Source organism: Corynebacterium sp. HMSC064E08 (assembly GCF_001811805.1).
Classification (GTDB): Bacteria; Actinomycetota; Actinomycetes; order Mycobacteriales; family Mycobacteriaceae; genus Corynebacterium; species Corynebacterium jeikeium_D.
This window is the reverse complement of sequence record NZ_KV806702.1, coordinates 216,429-242,151: the sequence shown is the minus strand read 5'-3', so window position 1 is coordinate 242,151 and position 25,723 is coordinate 216,429. Positions and strand designations below refer to the sequence as shown.

Here is a 25,723-nt window from a genome sequence, read left to right as displayed (position 1 = left end):
GCGGCCGGGTGGCAACCAGCCTGGGGTTGGCGTGAATCAGCGCACCATCATCGGCAGCCTGACGTAGATCGCGGCGAATGTCATCACGAATAGATAGCGCGTCGGCATGCTCTTCCGGGAATCCACCGGGCACGATGTAGCCTTCGGCTTCCGGCAGTTCGTCAACCAATGGGTCGAAATCCACGACCTCGGCTCCAGCGGCCTGCAATAGCTCACGGTGCTCTGCATAGGTAAACGAGAACGCAGGACCCGCCGCGACCGCCACGCGCACGCGGCGATTAAGAGCCAGCGGTGCAACGAACTGTGCAGGGTCCCATGGTTCGGCTGGATAGGGCTGCCGGGCAAGCTGGATAATCCGGTCGATGTCGATGTAGGTCTCCACCAAGTTGGCCATCGATTCAATGACCGCTTCTAGCTGCTCACCCTGCTCGACCGCAGTGACCAGCCCCAAATGCCTGCTGGGCACCTCGATATCAGTCACTCGCGGAATAGCGCCGAGCACCTCGACCCCCATGGCCTCCACAGAACGGGTAATGATGTCCGCATGCCGCGGGCTGCCCACCTGATTAATAATCACGCCACTGACACGGACGTCAGTGCGAAGCGTGGAGAAACCGTGGACAACAGCCGCCGCCGACTGCGACATATGCCGGGCATCAATCACCAACACCACCGGAAGGCCCAACAGTGAGGCAATCTCAGCCGTCGAGCCCTCCACCGATAGCGGGTCGTCACCAATGCGGCCGTCGAAAAGCCCCATAACCCCTTCGACCACCGCAATATCGCTGTCGGCAGCTCCATGTGCGTAGAGCGGCCCAATCATCTCAGGCGCGCACATAAAGGAATCCAGATTGCGCCCGGGACGACCAGCGGCTACCCCGTGATAGCCAGGATCAATATAATCGGGTCCGACTTTGAAAGGTGCCACCGCGTGACGACGCGACAGTGCACGCATCAGCCCCGTGGAGATTGTCGTCTTTCCCGTGCCTGAAGCTGTCGCCGCGATGACAATTCCAGGCGCTACCACTCGATGCCCTTTTGTCCCTTACGTCCGACATCCATCGGGTGCTTAATCTTGGTCATCTCCGTCACCAGATCCGCGACCTCCACGAGCTTCGGATCCGCATCTCGGCCAGTCATCACCACATGCTGGCGGCCGGGACGGTTCCTCAATGTCTCCACCACATCGTCGACATCAATCCAACCCCACTTGATTGGGTAGGTGAACTCGTCGAGGACGTAGAAGTCGTGCACCTCATTTTCCAGGCGCCGTTTAATCTCCTGCCATCCCTCGGCAGCAGCTGCCGCATGGTCCTCCTCAGTGCCCTGCTTACGCGACCAAGACCAACCTTCGCCCATCTTGTGCCATTCGACCGGGCCGCCTTCCCCCGTGTCGTCGTGAAGCCCGCCCAACCGGCGCATGACAGCTTCCTCGCCAACCTTCCACTTTGCCGACTTTACAAACTGGAAGACACCGATATTCATCCCCTGATTCCACGCGCGCATCGCCATACCGAATGCCGCGGTGGACTTGCCCTTACCTGGGCCCGTATGCACCGCAGTAATCGGAATCATGCGACGCTGCCTGGTGGTCAGTCCATCGTTGGGAATTGATTTGGGGTCAAGCTTTCCTTGTGCCATGGTCTCGATGATAGGCATGGACCACGCCCGCCACGGCTTCGGCATTGAGTTCGGAGAGATTTATGCAGGTCGCACCCAATTCCACGCTGAGTTCCTGTGCCAGCCCCAGCCGCACGCGAGAGCGCTCACAGTCGATAACCACCGTCGCCGCCAACGCTTGACGACGGATCTTTGCGGCCACAGCCCTCGCCTGCTGCAGGCCATTTTTACCCGTTGCTCGGCCGTCGGAGAGCAAGACCATGATTGCGCGCCGTGTGGGCTCCCTATGGGCTTCCCGAACTACCACTTCGTGTGCCTTCAGCAATCCTTCGGCCAATGGAGTTCGGCCACCAGTGCGGACATCTGCGAGGCGACGTACTGCGGTGTCGATAGACTTCGTCGGCGGTAAAACTAATTCGGCGTTATTTCCGCGGAAAGCAACGACAGCGACTTTATCGCGGCTTTGGTAGGCATCACGCAGCAGCGATGTGACCGCGCCGGTGACGGCTGCCAGACGGTCGCGTGCTGCCATGGAACCCGAGGTGTCCACGACAAAGACGACCAGATTGGACTCAGTTCCCTGTCGAATAGCGCCGTGAACGTCCTCCGGTTCCAGGGGAATCATGGAGTCGCCCATGCGGGCGCCACGATTGGCCGCCGCCAGCACTGTCGCCGGCACGTGGAGACCATGGCCTCCCCGCTCGGCACCAATGGTGCTGCCCCGCGGGCCAATGGCCTTGGAACGCCGACCGGAATCCCCTTGGCCGACACCGTCAACGCTGATTTTACGAACGGCGAAAGGGGGCGCCTTCAGCGGCGCGACCTCCCTTCGATCCCGAGGAATTCGACTGTTGTGGCTCCTGAGGTTCGGAGTTGGAGTCGAACTGGGAGACCTGCTCAGCATCGGGCTCTGGATCCGACTCCGGACTCGACTCTGGCTGATTCTGGTCATCTCGGAACTGCTCCTCTGCATCCTGCAGAGCATCGTCGAGCTGTTCCTGGTCCAGTCCTGGTTCATCAAAGGGGTCACGGCGACGACGGTGCGGCAGTGCCATTTCCGCAGCTACCTTAATGTCTTCCGCAGTGATCTCAATTGGATTGCCGGGTGCCGGCTGCGCCGACTCGTCCCCGGCTACTCGCCAGGCAGCGTGAGCGCGGGCGGTACGTGCAATGACGATGTCGGCACGCATCCCGTCCACATCAAAAGCAGCGCACACTGTGGCAATTTGACCAAGAATGTTGGGGGTCAATTCGACGTCGTCAAGCAGTGCGCGCGCGCGATCGATGCGAGCGTGTAGCGCATCGTCGTCGGCGGCGAACCGCGCGACAAAGCTCTCCGGGTCGGCGTCAAAGTCGAGGCGGCGGGCGACGATTTCCGCGCGGACAGCCGGATCCTTGGATGCGGTGACGTCGATGGCGAGACCAAAGCGGTCGAGAAGCTGGGGACGCAATTCGCCCTCTTCCGGGTTCATCGTGCCGACCAACACGAACCTGGAGGTTGCGGAGTGCGAGATACCATCGCGTTCAACAACCACGCGACCGGTGGCTGCGGCATCGAGCACGGAGTCAACGAGATGATCCGGCAGCAGGTTAATCTCGTCGACATAGAGAATGCCACCGTCAGCCGCGCTGAGTAGTCCCGGATTGAACTGTGCGTGTCCGGTAGTCAGGACGGTCTCCACATCGATGGAGCCTACGACTCGATCTTCCGTAGCGCCGAGTGGCAGGTTTACCAACGATCCGCTGAGAAATGGCGCCAACGCGCGAACCGTAGTGGTCTTCGCTGTGCCCTTCTCACCGCGGATGACGACACCACCAATCTCCGGGGATAGCGCGGTCAGAATCAACGCAAGCTGTAGTCGCTGCTGCCCGACGATCGCAGTAAAAGGAAAAGTGGGCTCTGTTTGTGCAGTGGTCGCTGACGTGATTTTTTCCATAAGAACAGTTCTACCCCACTGCGAACGGATGGCTCACAGCGGGGTAGAACAATGTTGGCTTAATTGAACTCTTTGAAGCTCTTCAGCGAGTTACTAGCGCTCCAGCTTCAGGGTCTTCTGGGAAGCCTCCCAGACCTCCTTGAACAGAGCCGGGTCATCAGCCAGGTGCGTACCGTAGGACGGGACGAGCTCCTTCAGCTTTGGAGCCCACTTGCCCATGTGGCGACCGAAGCAGCGCTCAATCAGGCTAATCATCACAGCCGGAGCGATGGAAGCGCCCGGGGATGCACCCATCAGGCCGGCAATGGTGCCGTCCCACGAGTTGATGACCGCGGTACCGAACTCGAGGGTACCGAAGACCGGAGCCTTCATCGGCTTAATAACCTGGACGCGCTGACCAGCGACGATCAGCTCCCAGTCCTCTGGGCGAGCGTTCGGGACGTACTCACGCAGGGACTCAATACGTGCGTCGAAGTCCTTCAGAACCTCAGTAATCAGGTACTTGGTCAGTCCCATCTCCTGAACACCAACACCCATCATGGACGGCAGGTTGGCCGGACGCAGGGACTTAATCAGATCCAGGTTGTTACCGTTCTTCAGGAACTTCATGTTCCAACCGGCGTACGGGCCAAAGAGCAGGCCGCGCTTGCCGTCGATAACACGGGTGTCCAGGTGCGGAACGGACATCGGCGGCGTGCCGACGGAAGCCTTACCGTAGACCTTGGCGTCATGCTTAGCAATGACTTCCTCGTTGGTGCAGCGCAGCCACTGGCCGGAGACCGGGAAGCCACCGAAACCGCGAATCTCGTTAATACGAGCCTTCTGCAGCAGCGGCAGTGCGTCACCGCCGGCACCGACGAATACGAAGTTGGCAACCAGGGTGCGAACGTCCTTGGTGTGCAGGTTCTTCACGGTGACGATCCACTTGGAACCGTCGCGCTTCAGACCGGTGACCTCGTGTCCGTAGCGAATCTCAGTACCCATATCGGACAGTGCGGCCAGGTACTGCTTGGTCAGTGCACCGAAGTTAACGTCCGTACCATTCGGGTTACGAATAGCGGAGACCGGCTTGGAGAAGTCACGACCCTCGGACATCAGCGGAAGGTACTCAGCGAAACGGTCCGGATCCTCAATGAGCTCCTGACCGTGGAACAGTGGCTCCTTCTCAAGTGCCTCATAGCGACGACGCATGAACGCCATCTGCTCCGGGCCCTGAGCGAAGGTGGTGTGATCAACTGGGTTGATGAATTCCTTCGGGTCAGTCAGGGTGCCGTTTTCAATCAGTGAGGTCCACAGCTGGCGGGAAACCTGGAACTGCTCATTAATGAGCTTAGCCTTGGTGACATCGACCTTGCCGTTCTTCTCCGGCGTGTAGTTCAGCTCGCACAGAGCAGAGTGGCCGGTACCAGCGTTGTTCCACGGGGAGGAAGACTCCTTGGCGGGCTGATCGAGACGCTCGAACAGAACCTGTGACCAGGATGGCTCGAGCTCCTTGAGCAGCACACCCAGCGTCGCACTCATTACACCTGCACCAATGAGGACGACGTCTACCTCGTCGCCACTGGAAGCAGGAAGCTTGTTATCAGCCATTTTGCTGTCAACATCCTTACTAACTTGATTAGTGATTCAAACTAGCGCTCGCTCACATGCGCGCACACAACTAAAGACGCAAAAGAGAGCTACCGTCTCAGTCCATAATCTATTGTGGCACACATTCCCACTACCCCCGGTAATCGGCGCTAGGCTTGACCCTGTGACTACCGATATTCCCGATTTCGTTACCCCCACCTTTAACCCCGATAACCTAGGCGAAGACTACAGCCAACATGTCATCGAACTCGGCCAGGATCCCGACGGTGAGGGATCCGTACACGCGGTATTGGTCCGCTACTGCCCCGACTCGTCGGCAAGCGACTTCCAAACGCGTCCGGCGGTTCTATGGATTCACGGGATGTCGGACTATTTCTTCCAGAAGCACGTGGCGGAGCGGTACCACGCCGAAGGCTACGCCTTTTACGCCATTGACCTGCGTAAGTGCGGGCGCGCGCACCAACCGGGGCAGACTTGGCATGGCTGCAGCGATCTAACGAATTACTTCGAGGATCTCAACAGGGCACTCGCAGTGTTAGACCACGCCGGTCATACAACTGTCACTGTTAATGCGCACTCCACTGGTGGTCTCATTGCCGTGCTCTGGCTCGATTGGTTACGAAGCACAGGCGGCCATTGCCCGCAAGCACCCAATATTTCCGTCACAGCTGCCGTCTTGAACTCACCGTGGCTGACTCTGCACGTTTCCCGGGCAAAGGCTCCCGTGTACTCGCTGGTGACTCGTGTTATGTCGCGGATTCGCCCCAACAGTCTTATTCCAGTGCAGTCTGCGGGCGGCTATGGAGAATCCATTAGCGCCGACCACCAGGGACGTTGGGAGTACAACCGCACTTTCAAGCCGCTGGCTGGCCATGACAAGAACTGGCGTTGGCTCAATGCCATCATCGTCGGCCAGCAACGTGTCAGCCGCGGTATCGACACCGGCGTGCCGACGCTCGTCCTCCACTCGGACAACTTCCTTCTCGGCTCCGACTACACCCCGGAGCTCAGCCGCGTTGACTCTGTCCTCAACACTGAGCAAATTGCCGATGCCACTGCCCACTTGGGACCGCAGGCTCGCAACGTCGCGATTCCGGGTGCTCTCCATGACGTCTACCTTTCCGCACCCGAAGCACTTGACCGCGCTTTAAATGAGACCTTTCAGTTCCTTGCCACAGTCAATCCAGGAGACAGCTCAAAATAGGAGCACAGAATAGGAACTCGGAATAAATCAGCATTCAGTACGGTTGAACCAAACTAGTTTGACCAGAATGCTAGGAGTGCTTGTGACCACTGAGAATTCGCCTGAGACTACCCCACGCCACTACGACGTCATCATTATCGGAACCGGGTCCGGCAATTCCATTCCAGCCCCGGCCTACGACAATGTCCGTATCGCTCTGGTGGAGGAAGGACGTTTCGGCGGTACTTGCCTCAACGTTGGGTGTATTCCCACCAAGATGTTCGTTCTGGCCGCTGATGCCGCCCGCAACATCCGCGAGGCCAGCCGCCTGGGCGTGCACGGCACCTTCGACTCCGTTGATCTCAAGCAAATCCAGGATCGCGTTTTTGCCCAGCGCGTCGACCAGATTGCCGACGGCGGCGAGGCATACCGCCGCGGGGACGAGACTCCCAATATCGATGTCTACGACCGCCACGCAACGTTCGTCGGCCCTCGCACTATTCGCACCGGCATCGGCGAGGAAACCGTCGACATCACAGCCGACAACATCATCATCGCTGCAGGCTCCCGCCCTCACGTTCCGGGCCTCATCGCAGACTCCGGGGTCGATTACTACACCAACGAGAACATCATGCGCGTCGACAAGCTTCCGCGCGAAATGATCGTCGTCGGCGGCGGCTACATCGCTAGCGAGTTCGCGCATGTCTTCGCATCCTTCGGCACGAAGGTGCACATGCTGGTGCGCTCCGATGTCATGCTGCGTGGCTCAGACGCCGCTATCTCCGAGCGCTTCCACGAGGTTGCCGCCCGCGACATTGACATCCGCATGAACACCTCCATCACTGCGCTCTCCCAGGAGGGCGAGATCGTCACGGTCACGCTTGACGACGGCACGGAGCTCGCAGCCGATGCCCTGCTCGTGGCAACCGGACGCATCCCCAACGGTGACCGTATGGACCTTGCAGCCGGTGGTGTGGAGATGCACGACGATGGTCGCATCAAGGTTGACCAGTACGGCCGCACCTCTGCCGAAGGTGTGTGGGCGCTGGGCGATGTCTCTAGCCCGTACCAGCTGAAGCATATTGCCAACCATGAGGCCAAGGTTGTCTTCCACAACGTGCTGAACCCGTCGGACCTGCGGGCATTTGACCACCGCTACATTCCGTCGGCAGTCTTCTCACATCCGCAGATTGGTCAGGTCGGTATGACCGAGGATGAAGCTCGCGCCTGGGCTGCGGAAAATGGCACGGAGATTACCGTGAAGGTACAGAATTACGGCGACGTTGCCTACGGCTGGGCACTGGAGGATCGCGATGGCTTTGCCAAGTTGATTGCGGACCGGGCCACCGGCCGCCTGCTGGGTGCGCATTTCATCGGCGAGCAGGCTGCCACCCTAGTGCAGCAGTGCATCCAGATGATGAGCTTCGAAATGGATGTGCGCGAAGTTGTCAAGGGCCAGCACTGGATCCACCCAGCACTGCCAGAGCTGATTGAAAACGCGATCCTAGGCCTGGAGTTCGATAACTAGCCCAGCTGTTCAATACCTGTGGCCTGGGCCAATGCGGGCCCAGCCAGGTACTTCTCGACTGCATTGGCCAACAGGTCGACCTGCAGCAGCCGTTCTCCGGCAAACGAAGTATTAGGACTGACCTCAAAGCCGTCCCGACCGACGGCAACTGCAACTTCCATCAGCAACTCACGGCGCGCCTGATCATTTTCCAGGTAGCCGTGGCGGTGCGTGCCCATCACCATGCCACGCCGCGCCCCTTCTTCAGGCTCAGTGATAAAAGGCGCCTCGCTGCTTCGCACAACCTGTCCATTGTGGACTTCGTAAGAGCCATCCGGGTGGCTCACCAGCGTCTTCGTCCCCGCGAATTCAATGTCGGTATCGAACACGCCAAGCCCGTTCACTGTCCCGGCTACCGACTCCACCGAGTCAGTGATGGTGGTGCAGAGCATTTGGAACCCACCGCAGATGCCAATCAGCGGCAGCCCTCGGGCGGCTCGGTTCTCCAGCACGTCGTCAAGCCCACGCTCGCGCAACCACTTGAGATCGGCGACCGTCGACTTCGTCCCGGGCAACACGACCAGGTCGGCGCGAGCAACGACCGACGGATCGACCGTCCACTGCACGTGTACCCCTGGTTCACAGGCAAGCGCTTCGATATCGGTGGCGTTGGACACGCGCGGCAAGCGAATGGCGGCCACGGACAACGTTTCCGTACCCAGCGGTGCGTTCGCCGGCCCTACCGACGCACCAGCGACTGTGCCGAGCGAATCCTCCGCATCGATCCACAGCCCCGGAATAAAAGACACTACGCCGAGTACGGGCACGCCGGTGTGCTCGCGCACCACGTCCAATCCCGGTGTCAACAGCGAAACATCGCCCCGGAACTTGTTGACGATAAAACCGGTAATCCGCGCGCGGTCTTCGGGGCTCAAAATTGCATGCGTGCCGACGAAATGTGCAAGCACCCCACCGCGGTCAATGTCACCGGCGACCACAACCGGCAGATCAGCGAGCTCTGCCAACCCCATGTTGGCGATGTCTGACTCTCGCAGATTGACCTCGGCAGGACTGCCAGCGCCTTCGCACAAGACGACATCGAACTGCCCCCGCAGCTCTTCCAATGTCTCCGCGACTACCCCGCGCAACGCTTTTCGACGCGACCGGTACGTCAGAGCGCTCACATGCCCATCGGCTTTGCCCTTCACCACCACCTGACTAGTGTGGTCCGAGCCCGGTTTGAGAAGCACCGGGTTAAAGGAGACATCCGGCTCCAGCCCACAGGCGAGCGCCTGCAGAGCCTGCGCGCGCCCAATCTCGCCGCCGTCGAGCGTGACAGCGCAATTGTTGGACATGTTCTGTGCTTTGAAGGGTGCGACCTTCACGCCGCGGCGCGCGAGCAGCCGACACATGCCGGCGACCAGAACCGACTTACCGGCATCTGAGGTGCAGCCGGCAATCAGAGCTGCAGGGGCCTGCACGGGTTAGGCCTCGGGCTTCCAACCAGTTTGGAACTGACCTGGCACGTTCTGCTCATCCGGCAGAGTGAGGATTTCATAGCCGTCGGAGGTCACCAGCACCGTGTGCTCGAACTGGGCGGTGAACTTGAAGTCATCATTCTGCACAGTCCAGCCATTATCCCAGATGTGGTACGGCAGCTCACCGAGGTTAATCATCGGCTCAACAGTCAAGGTCATGCCCGGCTCGAAAATGGTGTCCTGGCTCGGCTCATCGTAGTGGAGAACGATTAAACCATTGTGGAACGTGGTACCGACACCGTGACCGGTGAAGTCCCGAACGGTGTTGTATCCAAAACGCTTAGCGTAAGACTCGATTACGCGGCCGATGACATTAATCTCGCGCCCCGGCTTGATGACCTTAATGCCGCGCATGGTGGCGTTGTAAGTGCGCTCCACTAGCTGGAGGTGCTCCTCCGAGACATTGCCCGCGAGGAAAGTCGCGTTGGTGTCGCCATGGACGCCGTTCTTGTATCCGGTGACGTCGACATTGACGATATCGCCGTCTTCAATAACCTGAGTGTCCGGAATACCGTGGCAGACAATCTCATTGAGAGACACGCAGCACGACTTCTCGAAACCGCGGTACCCCAGCGTGGACGGGTAAGTGTCGTGATCCAACAGGTACTCGTGCACCACTCGGTCAATCTCATCCGTGGTCACGCCCGGAGTTACGGCCTTGCCGGCCTCCACCAACGCGTTGGCAGCAATGCGAGAGACCTCTCGCATATTTTCAATATCTTCCGGAGTCTGTACCAGCGGCTCGCCGACGCCTTCCTGAACCTCGTCCTTCCAGGCGTACTCCGGCCGTTCAATATGTGCCGGAACAGTGCGAATTGGCGTGGACTTTTGCTGAGTAAGTGGAGAACGCTGAGTCATGGAACATACTCTACCCCTACCCCCGGATTAGCCTTTCGGCCTGTGCCGGTTTCGAAGCCAGAAATGCTCTAGCCCTCGTCTCCTGAACCTTCATCCATATTGGCGAAGAAGGCATCGGTAATCGCCACCGCATGTTCGGATCCACCACCGCCGACGATGAGCGTGGCGAAGGCCAAGTCATCTCGATAGCCAGTGAACCAAGCGTGCGAGCCACCTCCATACTCGGCCTCACCGGTCTTGGCGTAGACCTCACCGCGTCCGGCAATGGCCGAACCGGTACCGGAGGTCACCACCGCCCGCATGAGTGAGCGAACCTCGTTCAAAACCTCAGGTGGAAGTGGCTTCGACGTCTGCGACTGCCACGTTCCCGCGCTTGGCACGAGTGACGGCGTCGGAGTGCGCCCGGCCGCCACCGTCGCGGAAACCAGCGCCATGCCAAACGGGCTGGCCAAGTCATTGCCCTGTCCATAGCCCGCATCGATACGCTCGACTTCATCACTACCGTCAGACACGCTGCCGGTAATAGTGTCGAGGCCCGCGATGTGATAGTTGATTCCGATGCCGAAGTTCTTGGACTCCTCCTTGAACTGCCCTGGTTCCAACTTGTGGGAGATGTTGCCGAACGTGGTGTTGCAAGACCGCGCGAAGGCATCGCTCAGCGAGGTATCCCCGACACCACTTCCGTTGTAGTTGGTGACAATTCGCGGCCCGATTTCCATCGAACCTGGGCACGGCACAGTCGATCCCGCATTTAGCCCCTCGTGCTGCACACCTGCAGCAGCAGTGACAATCTTGTACGTCGATCCCGGCGGGAACTGTCCCATCAGCGCAAGGTCGCCGTCCTTATCCGCTTCCGCCGTCTGGGCTACCGCCAGAATCTTGCCCGTAGACGGCTGCACAGCCACCAGCATTGCCTTCGCATCTTGCCGCGTATCGACTGCCTTCTGCGCTGCGTCCTGCACCTTTTTACTAATCGATGCCTGCACCGCCGGGGCTACATCCGGAGACACCTCATAGAGCGTGCCGACGACTGCTCCGCCCTCGTTGGCCGCCACGATATTCCAGCCATCGGCACCGTGATCACCAGTGTCCACTAGCCTTTCCACGCGGCTCATCAAATCTGGCGCAAACCCCGGGTCGGGTCGCACCATCGCCGCTTCATCGTTAACAGAAATTCCGTCAATATCCGCGAGCTCATCCTTGACTCGCTGTGGCGTGGATGCCGGCAGCACAATCAGCGAAAAGTTACCCTTCCCACCAGCTGCCTGCTCCCCCACTGCTCGGGCGTCGAGCTTCGGACCATCTTCCGGCATTTCATTATTGATGACCGTCGCCGCCCGGTTAATCGACGACTGCACATTCTCCGCCCCATCACGATTGAGAATTACCCGGTGCACAGTCCCCGGCTCAAGCAAGGCCGCACCGTCCGAACCAACCACAGACGGACGTGGAGCTGCGATAGTGCGCAATTCTGGGTGCTGATTACGCCCCAGCTGTGGATGCAGGGATGCTGGCGACCAGCGCAACGCCCAATCCCGTTGCCCAGCCTCAGTCTTGGTCAGCGTGAAAGTGGTGTCATATCCCCAGCGTCGCTGATGCGGCAGCTGCCAATTCATGGTGACTTCGGCCGAGGACTGATTCGAGCTGGTATCGATACCCTCGATTTCATAGTCAAGCCCCTCCGGCTGAAGGCCGTCGGTGGCCGCATTCAGATCCCCCTCAGCGGAATCCGGATGATCGGTCAGCGCCGCCGCCTTAGCGACATCCCCTCCCGCCAGCGCCCCCAGGAATTCCTCTAGCACCTCGCGCCCGGTGTCAGGCCGCGGCGTACACGCGGCGGATGACAACACCAGACCCGTGATTGCCACAGCCGAGATACTGCGAAGCAGGGGCTTGCGGCGCGAAGTTTGTTCCATGTGGGCTGACGTTAGCACCGCTTTGCTTTACGACGACGCTGGCGCGCCGCAACCTGCTATCAGCGGTTCAGCACAATTGGATTGACCACGTCAGCAGCCATAACCAGAACGCCGAAGACCAGCAAAACTGCGGTAAAGGCCATAGTAATTGGCATGAGTTTGGTGTAATCGGCAGGCCCAAGCGCAGGCTTACCGAACGCCTTGCGAATCAGGTCGCGGATGCGCTCATAAATAACAACGGCGATGTGGCCACCGTCGAGTGGCGGCAACGGCACGAGGTTGAACACGGCCAGGAAATAATTGAGGTTAGCCAGCAACAGGAAGAATGAAGGCCACTGGTTCATCTCCACCAATTCACCACCGGCACGCGACGCGCCGACGACACTCATTGGGCTGGCCGGGTCACGCTGAGCACCAAAGATAGAGGCGACCACGCCGGGAACCTTCTCCGGGATGGAGAGCAGCCCGTTCCAAACCGCCCCGAAAAGGCTGCCTGTGAAGCTGGCCGCACCACCGATGGCAGTCACTGCGTTGTACTCGTGGAGGATGGTCTCTGGGCGCTGGAAGGCGATACCAATTGCTGGCTGGTCGATGTCCTGCCCGTCGTTAGTCTTGCGCTTGACGACTTCCGGGGTGACCGTGACCGTCTGGGTGCTGCCATTGCGGTCGATGGTCATTTTGATGTCGCCACCTGCAGAGCTACCGATGAGAGACACAGCCTCGGGGTAGGACGTGATCTTGGTGCCATTGATCTTCTCAATCACATCTCCGGCACGTAGCCCTGCGCGCTCTGCAGGACCGGAACCAGTGCAGGGCTCCAGCGTGCCGTCGGCACGCTGTGCCGGCGAGACGCACTGCACCGCCTGAATGCGTGGCGCCATTTCCTTACCCATGTTGGGCAAACCCCACGTCACGGCAATGAAGTAAAGAATGATGAATCCAACGATGAGGTTCATTGCCACCCCACCGAGCATCACGATAATGCGCTGCCACCACGGCTTCTTGTACATGGCGTAGGGTTCTTCGGCAGGAGCGATGGGATCCATTGCTGTCATGCCTGCGATGTCGCAGAATCCGCCAAAGGGAATTGCCTTTATTCCATACTCGGTGTCATGCCCACCTGCCGCAGCGTGATGCCGCTTGAAGGAAAACAGCGTTGGGCCGAAGCCAATGAAGTATCGACGCACTCGCATTCCACACAGGCGAGCTGCGGTGAGATGGCCCCATTCGTGAAGGGCGATTGTCACCGCGATGCCGATTGCGAAGAGTAAAACTCCAAGAAGAAATGTCACGAGTGCTCACCCTACCCCCACTTTGGGCAAACGAGCACACCGGCGAACAGTTTCCGGCCGGGCTAAGTCCCAATTTCAGCAAGTTCTAAGGTATCCTTACACCCGATACTCAAGATTGTCTGAAAATGCGCTCAGTCGCTTTCAGCAAAACCGCAGATAGACTGAAGTGCATATAGAGTGCAATTCGCCGAAAGTGTTAACAGGAGGACTTTCAAGTGAGCAACCACGAGCCAAAGGAAGAAATTTACCGCGGCGTCAGCACCCTCGACGAGCCGTCGGCGAAGTGGGGCTGGCACGGCATTAGCAAGAGCGCTATGCAGAAGGCCGGCTGGATTTCCGTAATCTTCCTGCTGGGCATGACCATTGGTAACCACAAGGGCAACGTCGAGAACTGGTGGCTGGTCGTCATCGCCGCCCTGATTGCTATTGGCCTGCTGTTGCAGTTGTTCGCCCCGCAGGGTTCTCAGGTTCGCACCGTTACCGGTCACAACAAGCCGGAAGGCCACATTGAGCCGGAGTGGGCACGCGACCAGGTAAACGGCACTGGCGTCTACGCTAACCTGACCGACTCTCAGCTGCGCTCCTGGAACCGCCTGCCGGAAGGCCAGAACCAATAGAGTTAGCCACTTTTGCAGAAAGTCTGGCCTAACAGCTCTATAGCAACAGCTCTATAGCGCTACAGCGCACAAAAAGATCCGCACCGAATTCGGTGCGGATTTTTTGCTATTTGTCGGCTAAACCTCTTCGGCCGCCAGCTGACCACACGCTGCCGCAATCTCGTTGCCACGGGTATCGCGGACCGTGCACGGTACCCCCTGCGCCTGTACGCGGCGGACGAACTCCTCCTGCTGCTTCTTTGGAGAGGCATCCCACTTCGAACCCGGAGTTGGGTTGAGCGGAATGAGGTTGACGTGGACACGTGAGCCCAGAGCATTATGGAGCTTCTTACCCAACAGGTCTGCACGCCAATCCTGGTCGTTAATATCGCGAATCAAAGCGTACTCAATAGATACGCGACGGCCTGTCTTGTCTGCGTAGTAGCGAGCTGCATCAAGTACCTCGGCCACTGTAAAGCGATTGTTGATCGGTACCAGCTCGTCGCGAAGCTCGTCATCTGGAGTGTGCAGAGACACCGCGAGGGTGACTGACAGGTCCTCGTCGGCAAGCCGTCGGATGTTCGGCGCGAAACCGACCGTAGAGACGGTGACATTGCGCATCGAGATGCCGAATCCCTCCGGCGACGGCCGCGTGATGCGATGGACGGCGGCGAGAACGCGATTGTAGTTCGCGAGCGGCTCACCCATGCCCATGAATACGATGTTGGTCAGGCGACCGCCCTCGGCTGCCATCGTGGCAGCGGCCTCACGAACCTGGTCGACAATCTCCGCGGTGGAGAGATTACGCTGCAGACCGCCTTGACCCGTCGCACAGAATGGGCATGCCATACCGCAACCGGCCTGTGAGGAAATACAGAGGGTCGCACGCCCCGGGTACTTCATCAGCACGGATTCCAGCAGCGTACCGTCACCTGCACGCCACAGAGTCTTACGAGTTTCGCCGTCGTCACAGGTGATGTGGCGAACGGGAGTCAACAAAGGTGGGAACAGACTGTCTTTGACCTTTTGACGGTCTGCTTCCGGCAGATCAGTCATCGTCATAGGGTCAGCCTCAAGCCGACCGTAATAGTGCCGGGCAATCTGATCGGCGCGGAAGGCCGGCAGGCCCAGTTCCTTGACCGCAGCCTTCCGTTCCTCAACATCGAGGTCCGCAAAATGGGTCGCGGGCATGCCGCGACGTGGAGCTTTAAGAACGATTGGAAGTGAAGATGCCATGATGGCACCCATTTTCGCATGTAATAACGGTTTTGGCCTAATGAGCGACTAGGCAGCCGCAACTAAGTGGACCTTTACAAGTGGTACATACCTGCCAAAACGTGTTGAATGATAGGTATGACTAACGCTAATCAGCCGAATAACGACAGTCCGCTTTTCGACGATACTCCGTCGTACTCTCCAAATGATTCCGTGGCTCCTGCACCAGAGCAGGACAACCTTCCAGAGCCAGTCGTTGACGCGCCCGCAGAGAAGGACTCCACACCGGAGCCAGCGCCCGCTCCTGGCCGGCGCAAGGTGAAAAAGACTACCGCGGGCTCGATGTGGGTTGGCCTGGTCATCAGTGCAGTTTTGCTGATCGTATTGCTTGTATTCATTCTGCAGAATCAGCAGGAGACCACACTAAACCTGTTCGGCTGGGCCTGGAACTTCCCGGTCGGTGTCGGAATGCTGTTCGCTGCTATCCTCGGCGCCCTCATCACTGCGCTAATCGGTGGCTGGCGAATGTTTGATCTGCGCCGCCAGATTCGTAAGGGCGACAACTAAAGCCCGACTGAACCAGCCAAATTAAACCAGGCTGAAAAGCTGCAATATCAGCCACGTCATCGCGGCTGATGGCAGCATGCCATCCAGGCGGTCCATCAGACCGCCGTGGCCCGGCAATATCGAGGACATATCCTTAATCCCCAGATCGCGTTTGAACTGGGACTCCATCAGGTCACCAAGCGTGGCGGAGATAACCAAGGCAATGCCCAGCACGATGCCCTGCCACCACGGCGCGTGCAACATAAAGATTGCACAGAGCGCTCCAGTAATAGTGGCGAGTACGAGAGAGCCGCCGAACCCTTCCCAGGATTTTTTAGGGCTTACCTTCGGAGCCATCGGATGCTTTCCGAACATGACACCGGCGGCATAGCCTCCGACGTCATTGGAAATCACCCCGATCATGAAGGTCACAATGACCAGACGGGGATCGACTTCCCAGGGATTGTCCATGTGCACCAGCTGCACAGCTAGCGCCGCAAAGAACGGAATCCACATCACCACGAAAACTCCGACTGCGACATCCCGCAGCCAGTTCCGTGGTGCTTCAGCCATCCCGTGCAAAAACAGACGGGTGACTAGTAAAAGCATCAGGGTAACAGTCAGGCCCATGACCAGACCGTCAATCCCCCAGTAGGCGGACAGCCACACCATCAGCTGTCCGCCGAAAATCAGAACCGGGCGAGGGACCTGCCAATCGGACTCGCGGAGCCGCTCGCAGACCTCCCAGGTTGCAAGGCCAACCGCCGCGGCGACCAGAACGGTCCAGGCGAGCGCCCCCAGCAGCAAGCCGATGATGACGACTGCACCAAGTGCTACGCCCACCGTAATTGCAACCGGCAGGTTCCGACCTGCCGAGTTACGCGGCTTAATAAGCCGTAGCTCGTCTAGAACACGTTCCTTATTGGACGCTGGCTTCGACGTTGGCATTGGCGCCTCAAATCCCCTCTCCCGGTTGAATATGAAGGCCTAAACCTCCATCAGTTCCGCTTCCTTGCGCTCAACCAAGGAGTCCACCTGCTCGACGTAGTTCTTGGTGACCTGGTCCAGCTCCTTTTCGCCTGCCTGCACCTCGTCCTCGCCAGCGTCGCCGTCCTTCTGAATCTTCTTCAGAGTTTCCATGCCCTTACGACGGACATTGCGAATCGCAATCTTGGCGTCTTCACCCTTCGAACGTGCGACCTTGACCATCTCACGACGGCGCTCCTCGGTCAGCTGCGGGATAGTTACGCGCAGAACCTGGCCGTCATTAGTCGGGTTCACGCCCAGGTCGGAGTTGCGAATCGCGTTTTCGATGTCGCCCATAACGCTCAGCTCATACGGCTTAATTAGCAGCATGCGCGGCTCCGGAACCGAAATGGTAGCCATCTGGGTAATCGGAGTCGGAACACCGTAGTACTCCGCAATAACGCCATTGAACATCGCCGGGTTCGCACGGCCAGTGCGAATGTGCGTCAACTCTTCGCGGCAGTGCTCTACGGAGCTACCGTACTTTTCTTCACAGTCAAGCAGGACTTCATCAATCATTGTGTTTTTAACCTCGGGTTTCTACTCGGGTTCTAGATAGTTCTAGAGCGCTCTGTGGAAAGAACGTATTACGAACAAATTTATCAGCTGTGGACGAGAGTACCGATTTGTTCACCGGCTACCGCGCGCGCAATGTTTCCTTCGGTAAGCAGATTAAACACGAGAATCGGCATGTTGTTGTCCATGCACAGGGAGAAGGCGGTGGCATCAGCAACGCGCAGGTCCCGTTCCAGAACCTCACGGTGAGTGATGTCATCGAACAGCTCTGCGTCCGGCACCTCACGTGGGTCGGCCGAGTAGACACCGTCAACGGCCTTGGCCATCAGCAGCACCTCGCAGCCGATCTCCAGGGCGCGCTGGGCGGCAGTGGTGTCGGTGGAGAAGTACGGCATACCCATACCTGCACCGAAGATGACCACGCGGCCCTTCTCCAGGTGGCGCTTAGCACGCAGCGGCAGGTACGGCTCTGAGACCTGTGCCATGTTGATAGCAGTCTGCACACGGCAGTCCACGCCCTCCTGCTCGAGGAAGTCCTGCAGAGCCAGGCAGTTCATGACCGTGCCCAGCATGCCCATGTAGTCAGAGCGTGCGCGGTCCATGCCGCGCTGCTGAAGCTGTGCGCCACGGAAGAAGTTACCGCCACCGATGACGACACAGACCTCGACACCCTTTCGGGAAACTTCCGCAATCTGTCGGGCAACGTTTTGCACCACGTCCGGGTCAACGCCAACCTTGCCGCCACCGAACATCTCACCACCGAGCTTGAGCATCACACGCTTGAAGCCATTGCGCTCGACAGATTCTGCCATGACCATGCACCTTTCTCACACCGTTTAAAAAGTCGCAGACGAGTCTACCCGGTCACGACAGCAAGGCACACTTGACGCTCCGCATTATCGGCTACAGGACAGCAAAATGCCCCGCCCGGGTTCCCGAGCGGGGCATTTAAACTAGCTCACAGCTAGAGGCTTATGCACAAACTACAGCGAATTAGTGCTGGCCAACCTCGAAGCGAACGAAACCGGTCAGGGTAACGCCAGCCTCTTCCATGAGCTGCTTAACGGTCTTCTTGCTGTCGGCGACAGACGGCTGCTCCAGCAGAACAACGTCCTTGTAGAAGCCGTTCAGACGACCCTCGACGATCTTCGCGATAGCCTGCTCCGGCTTGCCCTCTTCGCGGGTGATCTTCTCGTAGACAGCGCGCTCTGCCTCGACGCGGTCGGCCGGGACATCCTCGCGGGACAGGTACTGAGCCTTCAGAGCGGCAACCTGCATAGCTGCTGCGTGAGCAGTCTCTGCAGCACCCTCGCCCTCACCGGTGTAAGCAACCAGAACACCGACAGCTGCCGGCAGGTCTGCTGCACGGCGGTGCAGGTAGACAGCGATGTTGTCGCCCTCGAGAGTAGCGGCGCGACGCAGCTCCAGCTTCTCACCGATCTTTGCGGAGAGCTCCTGGGTAGCGTCAGCTGCGGTCTGACCGTCGAGGTCAGCTGCTGCGAGCTCTTCCGGGGAGTTTGCCTTGACTGCTGCGGCAGCGTCGGCGACCTTGTTGGCGAAGTCGATGAACTCCTGGTTCTTGGCAACGAAGTCGGTCTCGGAGTTGACCTCGACCATGGTGTTACCAGAAACAGCGATCAGGCCCTCGGCGGCGGTGCGCTCTGCACGCTTGCCGACGTCCTTTGCGCCCTTAATACGCAGGATCTCGACAGCCTTGTCGAAATCGCCGTCGGTCTCGACGAGTGCGTCCTTACAAGCCTTCATGCCGGAGCCGGTCAGCTCACGGAGCTTCTTGACGTCAGCAGCAGTGAAATTCGCCATGCTGGGCGTTCCTCCTTGTGGTGGTTAGAACTTGTGGTGGTTAGAAAGTTCAGCTTTACTCAGCGGATGCCGTCTCAGTTGCAGTGGAGCCCTCGGCGTCCATCTCTGCAGCCTGGTCGGTGTTCTCAGCGGCGGACTCGATCGGAGCGTCGCCTGCTGCCTCGCGAGCAGCGTTGGCCTCGCGCTCAGCGCGAGCCTTGCGGCCCTCTTCAACAGCGGTGGAGATGATGCGGGTCAGCACGGAAGCAGCGCGGATTGCGTCGTCGTTGCCCGGGATCGGGAAGTCAACGTCATCCGGGTCGCAGTTGGTGTCCAGGATGGCAACAACCGGAATGCCCAGCTTCTTAGCCTCGGCGACAGCGATGTGCTCCTTGTTGGTGTCAACAATCCACAGTGCGGACGGAACCTTGGACATGTCGCGAATGCCGCCCAGGGTGCGCTCCAGCTTGGTGCGCTCACGGGTCAGCATCAGGATTTCCTTCTTGCCGCGACCCTCGTAGCCGTTCTCAGCAGCGTCCATTGCCTGAAGCTCCTTCAGGCGAGCCAGGCGCTTGGAAACGGTGGCGAAGTTGGTCAGCATACCGCCGAGCCAGCGGTGGTTAACGTATGGCATGTCAACGCGCTCTGCCTCGTTCTGAACGGCTTCCTGAGCCTGCTTCTTGGTACCGACGAACAGGATGTTGCCACCGTGAGCGACAGTCTCCTTGACGAACTCGAAAGCCTCGTCGATGTAGGTCAGGGTCTGCTGCAGGTCGATGATGTAGATGCCATTGCGCTCGGTGAAGATGAAACGCTTCATCTTCGGGTTCCAACGACGGGTCTGGTGACCGAAGTGGACACCTGCATCGAGCAGTTCTCGCATGGATACAACAGCCATGTCATATTCAGGGAAGATCCTCACGTCCAGCCTGACTAGGGCTGCGGCTGCTTCCCTTCCTTTCTTATCCGATATAGGTGGTTACAGTTCACGCACAGGCTTTCCCTGTGCCCTAGCGCTCCCCCGCTGCCTCACACCCGACAGATATTCTTGCCGAGCACCCGTGAACCAGCCGGAATGGGTCGCGCGCGTAGTCTTTGTGCTAATGACCTCCCGATTAAGGCAGACACCGCGAGCGTCATCTTATCTGATACATCGCGCAGGTCGCAATATCTGACACGCCCTGCTATCCACAGGACAAAAAGTCATCCACAGCTAGAACCGTTTGCAATGCACTGCCGCTTGTCGACGAGTGCAGCGTCCGCCACACTATCGCGTATGACGACCAAGCAGAGTTTCAGGCGCTCGCTAATGCGCACATTAGCGCTATTCGTGCTCGCTGTCGCGCTAACAACACCCCCAAGCCCACCTGCAGCTACCGGCGAGCCAATATCCGCCATTGCGCATACCTTCCCTGTGCACGGCAAAATACTACGCGACTACGCCCCACCGGAAAAACGCTGGCAGCCTGGACATCGCGGAGTAGACCTGAACGCCTCCCCGGGCCAGCCAATCCGCGCCTCAGCTCCCGGTGTGGTGCATTTCGCCGGTTCGATCGCCGGAATGACTTCCGTGTCAATCATGCACGCCGATGGCATCCGCACAACCTATCAGCCCATAGATACCGCGTTAGAAAAGGGAGACCACGTGGCCGCTGGCCAGGTGATTGGCCATCTTGTGGTCAACGCCAAACATCCCGAACCGGGCCTGCATTGGGGCGCACTGCGCGGCAAGGACTATCTCAATCCACTTGATTTGATACAGCGGAGGCCAATCGTGCTCAAACCCGTGCGCAATTAAACAACCCTGCGGGATTAAGCGCGCGGATGTGCCCGCTTGTGTACTTCACGGAGGCGGTCCGCTGAGACGTGGGTATAAATCTGCGTGGTCGCCAGACTCGAATGACCGAGCATCTCCTGCACCACACGCAAGTCAGCGCCACCTTCCACCATGGCTGTGGCCACAGAGTGCCGGAGCGAATGCGGTGAAACATCAGCCCATTTATGAATCACTCGGCGCGCCTGACGAGGATTCAATCTACCTCCACGCACACCGAGAAAAAGCGCATGTTCGGCCTGTGCGGAAGCATGAAAGCTTCCACGCACCTGGAGCCAGCCTTTGAGTGCCGCCTCCGCTGGTGCACCGAAGGGCACGATGCGCTGCTTGTTCCCCTTACCCACTACCGAGATGATGTGGCGGGAAAAGTCCACATCAGAGACGTCGGCCTTGCACAGCTCCTCTACACGCATCCCAGTGGCATACAACAGTTCCACAATGGCCAAGTCGCGAGCCGCAACTGCGCTGTCCTCGGAGGAGACTTTCTCGATTGCCTCCTCAATCCTCTCCGGCGAGAGCACTTCCGGAAGATGCTGATGTTTCTTCGGCGTTGACAGCCGCAGCGACGGATCAGCATCGAGAATTTGCCGAGCTACGAGCCAACTACAGAACTGGCGAATGGACGTCGTTAAGCGAGCCAGCGATGACCGCGCAGCACCCTCCGCATGCTTCGCGCCGAGGTGCGCACGGATGACAGGGGTGGAGAGTTCACTGATGTGGTCCAGGCCGGCGAGGAGGGGGATGAGATCGGCTCGATAGGCACGGACGGTTGCGTCAGAGAGTCTGCGGGAATAAGTCAGCTCATCGAGAAAATCCATGAGCACGGCCTCAATATTGGCGGATAACCCGAGATCCGGCTCAGTCCTGTCGTCGTTATTGGTTGCGCGCTTCACGGTTCTGACCTTAGTAGACGCACACCGCGAGACCTCACCAGACAGCGGAAAAGGCAGTGACTCCGACTTTCGCCAGAGCCACTGCCCTATTGCCTCACCCATGTCACAAGCCCGTTTCCGTAACAGTTACTTAGGCTTGCCTTGCCTATATTACTGAGCGTACAGAGAATTGCAATACCTAATTCAAGATTTTTTCGAGATTCTCTGCAGAAGGCTTTATTAGCGCCTCACTAACGCTTCTGTTCCTGGCGCAACCACCCACCCTCCACCCGACTGGTCAGCCCCTGTCCCTGCAGCTCCAGCAACAAATGTGTCGTAAGCGCCACGGCCAATCCCGCCTGCGCTGCGACTTCTCCCACCGGCGTTGGCTCCGCAGAATTCAGAGAGTCGTAGACAGCGAGCTCGTTTCGAGAAAGCTTCTGCACCGCCGACTTTTCCCACAACAATTCAAGCTGAGCATCCTCATTCACTGTGCCAACTGACCGATACAGCGACCGCACATTATCGGCACTACACACCAGGACAGCCTCGCCACTGCGGATTAGGTCATGACAGCCAGAGGTAGTTTGCAGCGTCACCGGTCCCGGCACTGCTCCCAAGGGCTTGTTTAGCCTCACTGCCCAGTGCGCTGTGTTGCGCGCCCCTGAACGCCAGCCCGCCTCGACGATTGTGGTTGCTCGCGATAGGGCCGCTACCAGCCGATTCCTAGTCAAAAACCGATGCCGTGCTGGTCGCACCCCCGGTGGATACTCCGTAATCAGCGCACCCCGCTCTGCAATCCGGTCGAAGAGCTCTGCATGCGCCCGCGGATAGTCAACCCCTACACCACCGGCTCCGACCACAACCGTAGTGCCGCCAGCGTCGAGCGCAGCTCGATGCGCCGCGGCATCAATCCCTAACGCACCACCGCTGATGACACTAACCCCCGCGTTCGCGAACTGTCCCGCGAATTGGGCCGCCACCTGTGTCCCGTAGCTGCTGGCCATCCGCGTTCCGACAATCGCCACCGCTTCACTGACCACGTCCCGCAAGTCACGGCCACGCACCCACAGCGCAAGTGGTGGTGCATCGGCGCGGTCACGGACTTCGAGCGTCGTAAAGCAGGACAGCAGCTCCCCCGGCCACTCTGGGTGCCCCGGATAAATAAGACGCCACCCCATCGCTGCCGCCAGCTCCAAATCGTGGCCGCTCTGGTCAACGTCGGCTCGCGCCTGCGTCGTATTGAGCAGACCTTCCGGCAGCCCGGCGCGAGCCTTGATCCTCTCTGCTACCTCTACCGGCCCAAACTCCGTCACGAGCCGCACAATCTGCGGATGCGTCGCCTCTATCACACGATTCAGGTAAGCCCACGCGTGAATTTCGTCCATTTTTCCCCCTTGATAATGGTTCGGTTGTATTAGCCGCCCCCGCGGTCATGCAGCTGGCAGGCACGTTGCACGTGCTCGAAGGTAAACGCGTCTACTCCCCCGAGATCTGCGAGCGTCCACGCCACTGCGATTACTTTGTCCACTCCCCGCTGGGTAATCTCTCCGTTTCTCAACTGGAAGTCCAATAACGCCATCGCTTCTTCGTCTAAGCCCGCGTGACGACGGAGAAGCGAGCGTGGCACACTCGCGTTGGTGACGGCTGCTTCGTCGGCAAGCCCCAGAGCCTGCCACCTATGGCGGGCACGGTCACGTGCGGCCTGTACCCGATCGCGAACGGCCGCGGAGGGCTCATTGTGTGCTTTGTTTTTAATTCCCAGCTTGGCCCCGGCAGGACTGAGCGTGACGTTGAGATCCATGCGATCGCGAAGCGGGCCCGATAATGCGCGACCATGCTTGGCTCGCTCGGCACTAGAACAGGTGCATTCGCTGGCATACGCCGCCCCACACCGACAGGGATTGGTCGCCATGACTAGTTGTGTTCTCGCCGGAAAGGTCACTCGATGGTGCGTACGCAGGTGGACGACCACCCCGTTTTCCATCGGCATCCGCAACGCATCCAATACCGCCGGGCGCATGAGGGTGATTTCGTCCAAGAACAGCACCCCATGGTGGGCAAGGCTAATCGCGCCGGGCTTGGGCACAGCACCGCCGCCGACTAACGCTGCCACAGTCGCGCTGTGATGTGGAGCCACAAACGGCGGATGTTGGACAAGAGTGTCCGCAGTATCGAGCGCTCCGGCCACCGAATGCAGCGCGGTGACCTCCAGCTGCTGCCACTTCTGCAATGGCGGCAGAATTGTGGGCAAGCGCTCAGCGAGCATGGACTTCCCAGTTCCCGGAGAACCCTGCATGAACAGATTGTGCCCACCTGCTGCGGCTACCTCGAGGGCGAAGCGCGCCTCAGGTTGGCCATCGACATCGGCCAGGTCTACCGAGAAGGCTTGTTCGCTGGGGTCGTCGTTAAGCGCGGTCGTCAAACCTGAGCCGGTGAGTACCCAGCCCCATAGCTGTGCGAGGTCGGCTGCGGTGCAGACTGCGATGCCGTCGACGAGCGCGGCCTCGGCGGCGTTGGCGGCGGGGACGACAACCCAACGGGCACCTGCCTCGCGGGCGGCAAGGACTTGCGGCAGCACTCCACGCACCGGGCGAATGGAACCGTCGAGCCCAAGTTCGCCAATGAGAACCGTGTGGCGGAGACGACCTCGGGCCTCCATGTCATCGCTGGTTGCGATAAGGATGGCGCAGACGATGGCGAGGTCAAAGCTAGTGCCGTGCTTGCGGATATGCGCCGGAGACAGACTCACCACGACCTTTGTCTTCGGCCAGGCCAACTGCGAGTTAGCAACCGCCGTGCGCACGCGATGTTTGGCTTCTCCGACGGCGGCATCGCCGAGCCCACCGATATACATTCCTGGCAAGCCACGCCCAACATCGGCTTCCACCTGCACAATAGTTCCTTCAATGCCGCTGAGGCTGACTGCAAGAGCTGTACCGACAGTCATCTAGCAGTCCCACATGATTGCGTCGCTGATTGCGGGAATGTACGTAACTGCAACGACTGGAGGACCGGACGAAGGGCTGGACACTGTGACTTCTGCGCAGTCGATAACTACGGACTCTAACCAGTAGGTAGAACTCTCTGACAGCCACTGTCCCGCCGCCTTGCGCAAATGACGAAGCTTGGCTGCTGTGATGGACTCTCTGCCGTCCCCAAACTGACTACTTCGCGAGCTGCGCCGCGTTTTTACCTCCACAAAATGCAGCCTGCCGTCAACATCTTCAGCAATAAGATCGAGCTCATAGCGCCCCACCCGCTCATTCCGAGCAATAACTTCCCACCCCTGATCCTCCAACATCTCGGCGACGAAATCCTCCCCAAACGCGCCGAGCTGTCTCGTGGTTAGTTCTTCAAAGCTCTGTGTCATAGCCCCGGTCCCCCTGGTTCCCCGTTGAATTGTGCCTTGGCGGTTTACTGCCTTGGCGGTTCGGAAACACTCTTGCACAGCGGGCATGACAAAGGCCCTCCGATAAATGCTCAGAGGGCCCTAACTGTGGATAATTTTTCGACTGTGGATAACTGTTAGCAGCTAGCCATAACATGCGATGACAGACGACGATAACCTACGGCAGTCGCAAGTCCGGCTTATCCAGTTCCTCGATATTGACATCCTTGAAAGTGATAACGCGCACGTAGCGGACAAACCGAGCCGGGCGATGGACATCCCACACCCACGCATCCGACATCCGCAGCTCGAAATAGACCTCGTTTTCGCTGTTGTGCGGAATCAGCTCCACAGCATTAGCAAGGTAGAACCTGCGCTCCGTCTCAACAACGTACGAAAACTGACTAACGACATCGCGGAACTCCTTGTACAGGGATAGTTCAACGTCGGCCTCGTAGTTTTCTAGATCTTCTGCGCTCACGACCG

25 protein-coding genes are annotated in these 25,723 nt (G+C 59.0%); 5 read left to right on the top strand and 20 right to left on the bottom strand.

Features of this window, described 5'->3' with window-relative positions; genetic code table 11:
• From HMPREF2820_RS09650 to mqo, 5 genes are all read right to left on the bottom strand, one after another.
• On the bottom strand, positions 1-1,027 hold a 1,027-nt coding region (locus tag HMPREF2820_RS09650), incomplete at its 3' end, for a cobyrinic acid a,c-diamide synthase CobB (RefSeq protein WP_070603834.1).
• A complete protein-coding gene (gene cobO / locus HMPREF2820_RS09645) occupies positions 1,021-1,641 on the bottom strand; it encodes a cob(I)yrinic acid a,c-diamide adenosyltransferase (protein WP_070603859.1) in 621 nt (206 codons plus the stop codon). The genes cobO and HMPREF2820_RS09650, both read right to left, overlap by 7 nt.
• On the bottom strand, positions 1,622-2,299 hold the full coding sequence (locus HMPREF2820_RS09640) for a vWA domain-containing protein (RefSeq protein ID WP_246822262.1): 678 nt from the start codon (positions 2,297-2,299) through the stop codon (positions 1,622-1,624). The genes cobO and HMPREF2820_RS09640 overlap by 20 nt, the downstream gene beginning before the upstream one ends.
• Positions 2,300-2,405: 106 nt before the next feature.
• Positions 2,406-3,557, bottom strand: coding sequence for a magnesium chelatase ATPase subunit I (locus HMPREF2820_RS09635; protein ID WP_049194032.1), 1,152 nt, complete (start codon positions 3,555-3,557; stop codon positions 2,406-2,408).
• 93 nt (positions 3,558-3,650) lie between these two features.
• Complete coding sequence (gene mqo, locus HMPREF2820_RS09630) at positions 3,651-5,147, bottom strand: malate dehydrogenase (quinone) (RefSeq protein WP_049170803.1); 1,497 nt, start codon at positions 5,145-5,147, stop codon at positions 3,651-3,653.
• A 163-nt stretch (positions 5,148-5,310) separates the two neighbouring features.
• Here mqo and HMPREF2820_RS09625 point away from each other — a divergent pair, with 163 nt between their 5' ends.
• Entirely contained in the window at positions 5,311-6,351 is a 1,041-nt protein-coding gene (locus tag HMPREF2820_RS09625; RefSeq protein ID WP_070603832.1) for an alpha/beta hydrolase, read from the top strand.
• 82 nt (positions 6,352-6,433) lie between these two features.
• A complete protein-coding gene (mtr, locus tag HMPREF2820_RS09620; RefSeq protein ID WP_246822261.1) occupies positions 6,434-7,858 on the top strand; it encodes a mycothione reductase in 1,425 nt (474 codons plus the stop codon).
• Here the strand turns inward: mtr and HMPREF2820_RS09615 are convergent.
• The 4 genes from HMPREF2820_RS09615 to HMPREF2820_RS09600 all read right to left on the bottom strand — a co-directional run bounded on the left by HMPREF2820_RS09615 (position 7,855) and on the right by HMPREF2820_RS09600 (position 13,441).
• Positions 7,855-9,318 (bottom strand): cobyric acid synthase, encoded by a 1,464-nt coding sequence (locus HMPREF2820_RS09615; RefSeq protein ID WP_069358763.1) that lies wholly within the window; start codon positions 9,316-9,318, stop codon positions 7,855-7,857. The genes mtr and HMPREF2820_RS09615 overlap by 4 nt on opposite strands.
• A gap of 3 nt (positions 9,319-9,321) precedes the next feature.
• Positions 9,322-10,233: a type I methionyl aminopeptidase gene (map, locus tag HMPREF2820_RS09610; RefSeq protein WP_049189666.1), complete on the bottom strand. Its 912-nt coding sequence runs from the start codon at positions 10,231-10,233 to the stop codon at positions 9,322-9,324.
• A 68-nt stretch (positions 10,234-10,301) separates the two neighbouring features.
• Entirely contained in the window at positions 10,302-12,149 is a 1,848-nt protein-coding gene (locus HMPREF2820_RS09605; RefSeq protein WP_070603828.1) for a penicillin-binding transpeptidase domain-containing protein, read from the bottom strand.
• A 59-nt stretch (positions 12,150-12,208) separates the two neighbouring features.
• Complete coding sequence (locus HMPREF2820_RS09600; protein WP_070603826.1) at positions 12,209-13,441, bottom strand: M50 family metallopeptidase; 1,233 nt, start codon at positions 13,439-13,441, stop codon at positions 12,209-12,211.
• A gap of 215 nt (positions 13,442-13,656) precedes the next feature.
• Between HMPREF2820_RS09600 and HMPREF2820_RS09595 the strand changes: the two genes are divergently transcribed.
• Positions 13,657-14,058, top strand: coding sequence for a DUF2631 domain-containing protein (locus tag HMPREF2820_RS09595; protein ID WP_016422566.1), 402 nt, complete (start codon positions 13,657-13,659; stop codon positions 14,056-14,058).
• Between the two features lie 117 nt (positions 14,059-14,175).
• Here HMPREF2820_RS09595 and rlmN read toward each other — a convergent pair whose 3' ends face one another.
• A complete protein-coding gene (rlmN, locus tag HMPREF2820_RS09590) occupies positions 14,176-15,273 on the bottom strand; it encodes a dual-specificity RNA methyltransferase RlmN (RefSeq protein ID WP_049189669.1) in 1,098 nt (365 codons plus the stop codon).
• A 117-nt stretch (positions 15,274-15,390) separates the two neighbouring features.
• Between rlmN and HMPREF2820_RS09585 the strand changes: the two genes are divergently transcribed.
• Complete coding sequence (locus HMPREF2820_RS09585; protein WP_065421645.1) at positions 15,391-15,819, top strand: lipopolysaccharide assembly protein LapA domain-containing protein; 429 nt, start codon at positions 15,391-15,393, stop codon at positions 15,817-15,819.
• Positions 15,820-15,840: 21 nt separating this feature from the next.
• On the opposite strand, the gene HMPREF2820_RS09580 is transcribed toward HMPREF2820_RS09585, so the two are convergent.
• The 5 genes from HMPREF2820_RS09580 to rpsB form a co-directional block, all read right to left on the bottom strand.
• A complete protein-coding gene (locus HMPREF2820_RS09580; protein WP_049170784.1) occupies positions 15,841-16,746 on the bottom strand; it encodes a phosphatidate cytidylyltransferase in 906 nt (301 codons plus the stop codon).
• 39 nt (positions 16,747-16,785) lie between these two features.
• Positions 16,786-17,343: a ribosome recycling factor gene (gene frr, locus HMPREF2820_RS09575; protein WP_038628675.1), complete on the bottom strand. Its 558-nt coding sequence runs from the start codon at positions 17,341-17,343 to the stop codon at positions 16,786-16,788.
• 83 nt (positions 17,344-17,426) lie between these two features.
• On the bottom strand, positions 17,427-18,152 hold the full coding sequence (gene pyrH, locus HMPREF2820_RS09570; RefSeq protein WP_070603858.1) for a UMP kinase: 726 nt from the start codon (positions 18,150-18,152) through the stop codon (positions 17,427-17,429).
• A gap of 181 nt (positions 18,153-18,333) precedes the next feature.
• Positions 18,334-19,161, bottom strand: a complete 828-nt coding sequence (tsf, locus tag HMPREF2820_RS09565) for a translation elongation factor Ts (RefSeq protein WP_049170780.1) — start codon at positions 19,159-19,161, stop codon at positions 18,334-18,336.
• 55 nt (positions 19,162-19,216) lie between these two features.
• Positions 19,217-20,038, bottom strand: coding sequence for a 30S ribosomal protein S2 (gene rpsB, locus HMPREF2820_RS09560; RefSeq protein ID WP_040360682.1), 822 nt, complete (start codon positions 20,036-20,038; stop codon positions 19,217-19,219).
• A gap of 378 nt (positions 20,039-20,416) precedes the next feature.
• Here rpsB and HMPREF2820_RS09555 point away from each other — a divergent pair, with 378 nt between their 5' ends.
• Positions 20,417-20,938, top strand: coding sequence for a murein hydrolase activator EnvC family protein (locus HMPREF2820_RS09555; protein WP_070603824.1), 522 nt, complete (start codon positions 20,417-20,419; stop codon positions 20,936-20,938).
• A 14-nt stretch (positions 20,939-20,952) separates the two neighbouring features.
• On the opposite strand, the gene HMPREF2820_RS09550 is transcribed toward HMPREF2820_RS09555, so the two are convergent.
• From HMPREF2820_RS09550 to HMPREF2820_RS09530, 5 genes are all read right to left on the bottom strand, one after another.
• Positions 20,953-21,807 (bottom strand): tyrosine recombinase XerC, encoded by an 855-nt coding sequence (locus tag HMPREF2820_RS09550; RefSeq protein WP_070603856.1) that lies wholly within the window; start codon positions 21,805-21,807, stop codon positions 20,953-20,955.
• Positions 21,808-22,097: 290 nt separating this feature from the next.
• Complete coding sequence (gene dprA / locus HMPREF2820_RS09545; protein ID WP_070603823.1) at positions 22,098-23,234, bottom strand: DNA-processing protein DprA; 1,137 nt, start codon at positions 23,232-23,234, stop codon at positions 22,098-22,100.
• Between the two features lie 29 nt (positions 23,235-23,263).
• Positions 23,264-24,796, bottom strand: coding sequence for a YifB family Mg chelatase-like AAA ATPase (locus HMPREF2820_RS09540; protein ID WP_070603821.1), 1,533 nt, complete (start codon positions 24,794-24,796; stop codon positions 23,264-23,266).
• Entirely contained in the window at positions 24,797-25,219 is a 423-nt protein-coding gene (locus HMPREF2820_RS09535; protein ID WP_049194021.1) for a YraN family protein, read from the bottom strand. It lies immediately after the preceding gene.
• 196 nt (positions 25,220-25,415) lie between these two features.
• Complete coding sequence (locus HMPREF2820_RS09530; RefSeq protein ID WP_005509529.1) at positions 25,416-25,718, bottom strand: DUF2469 domain-containing protein; 303 nt, start codon at positions 25,716-25,718, stop codon at positions 25,416-25,418.
• Positions 25,719-25,723: the final 5 nt, after the last annotated feature.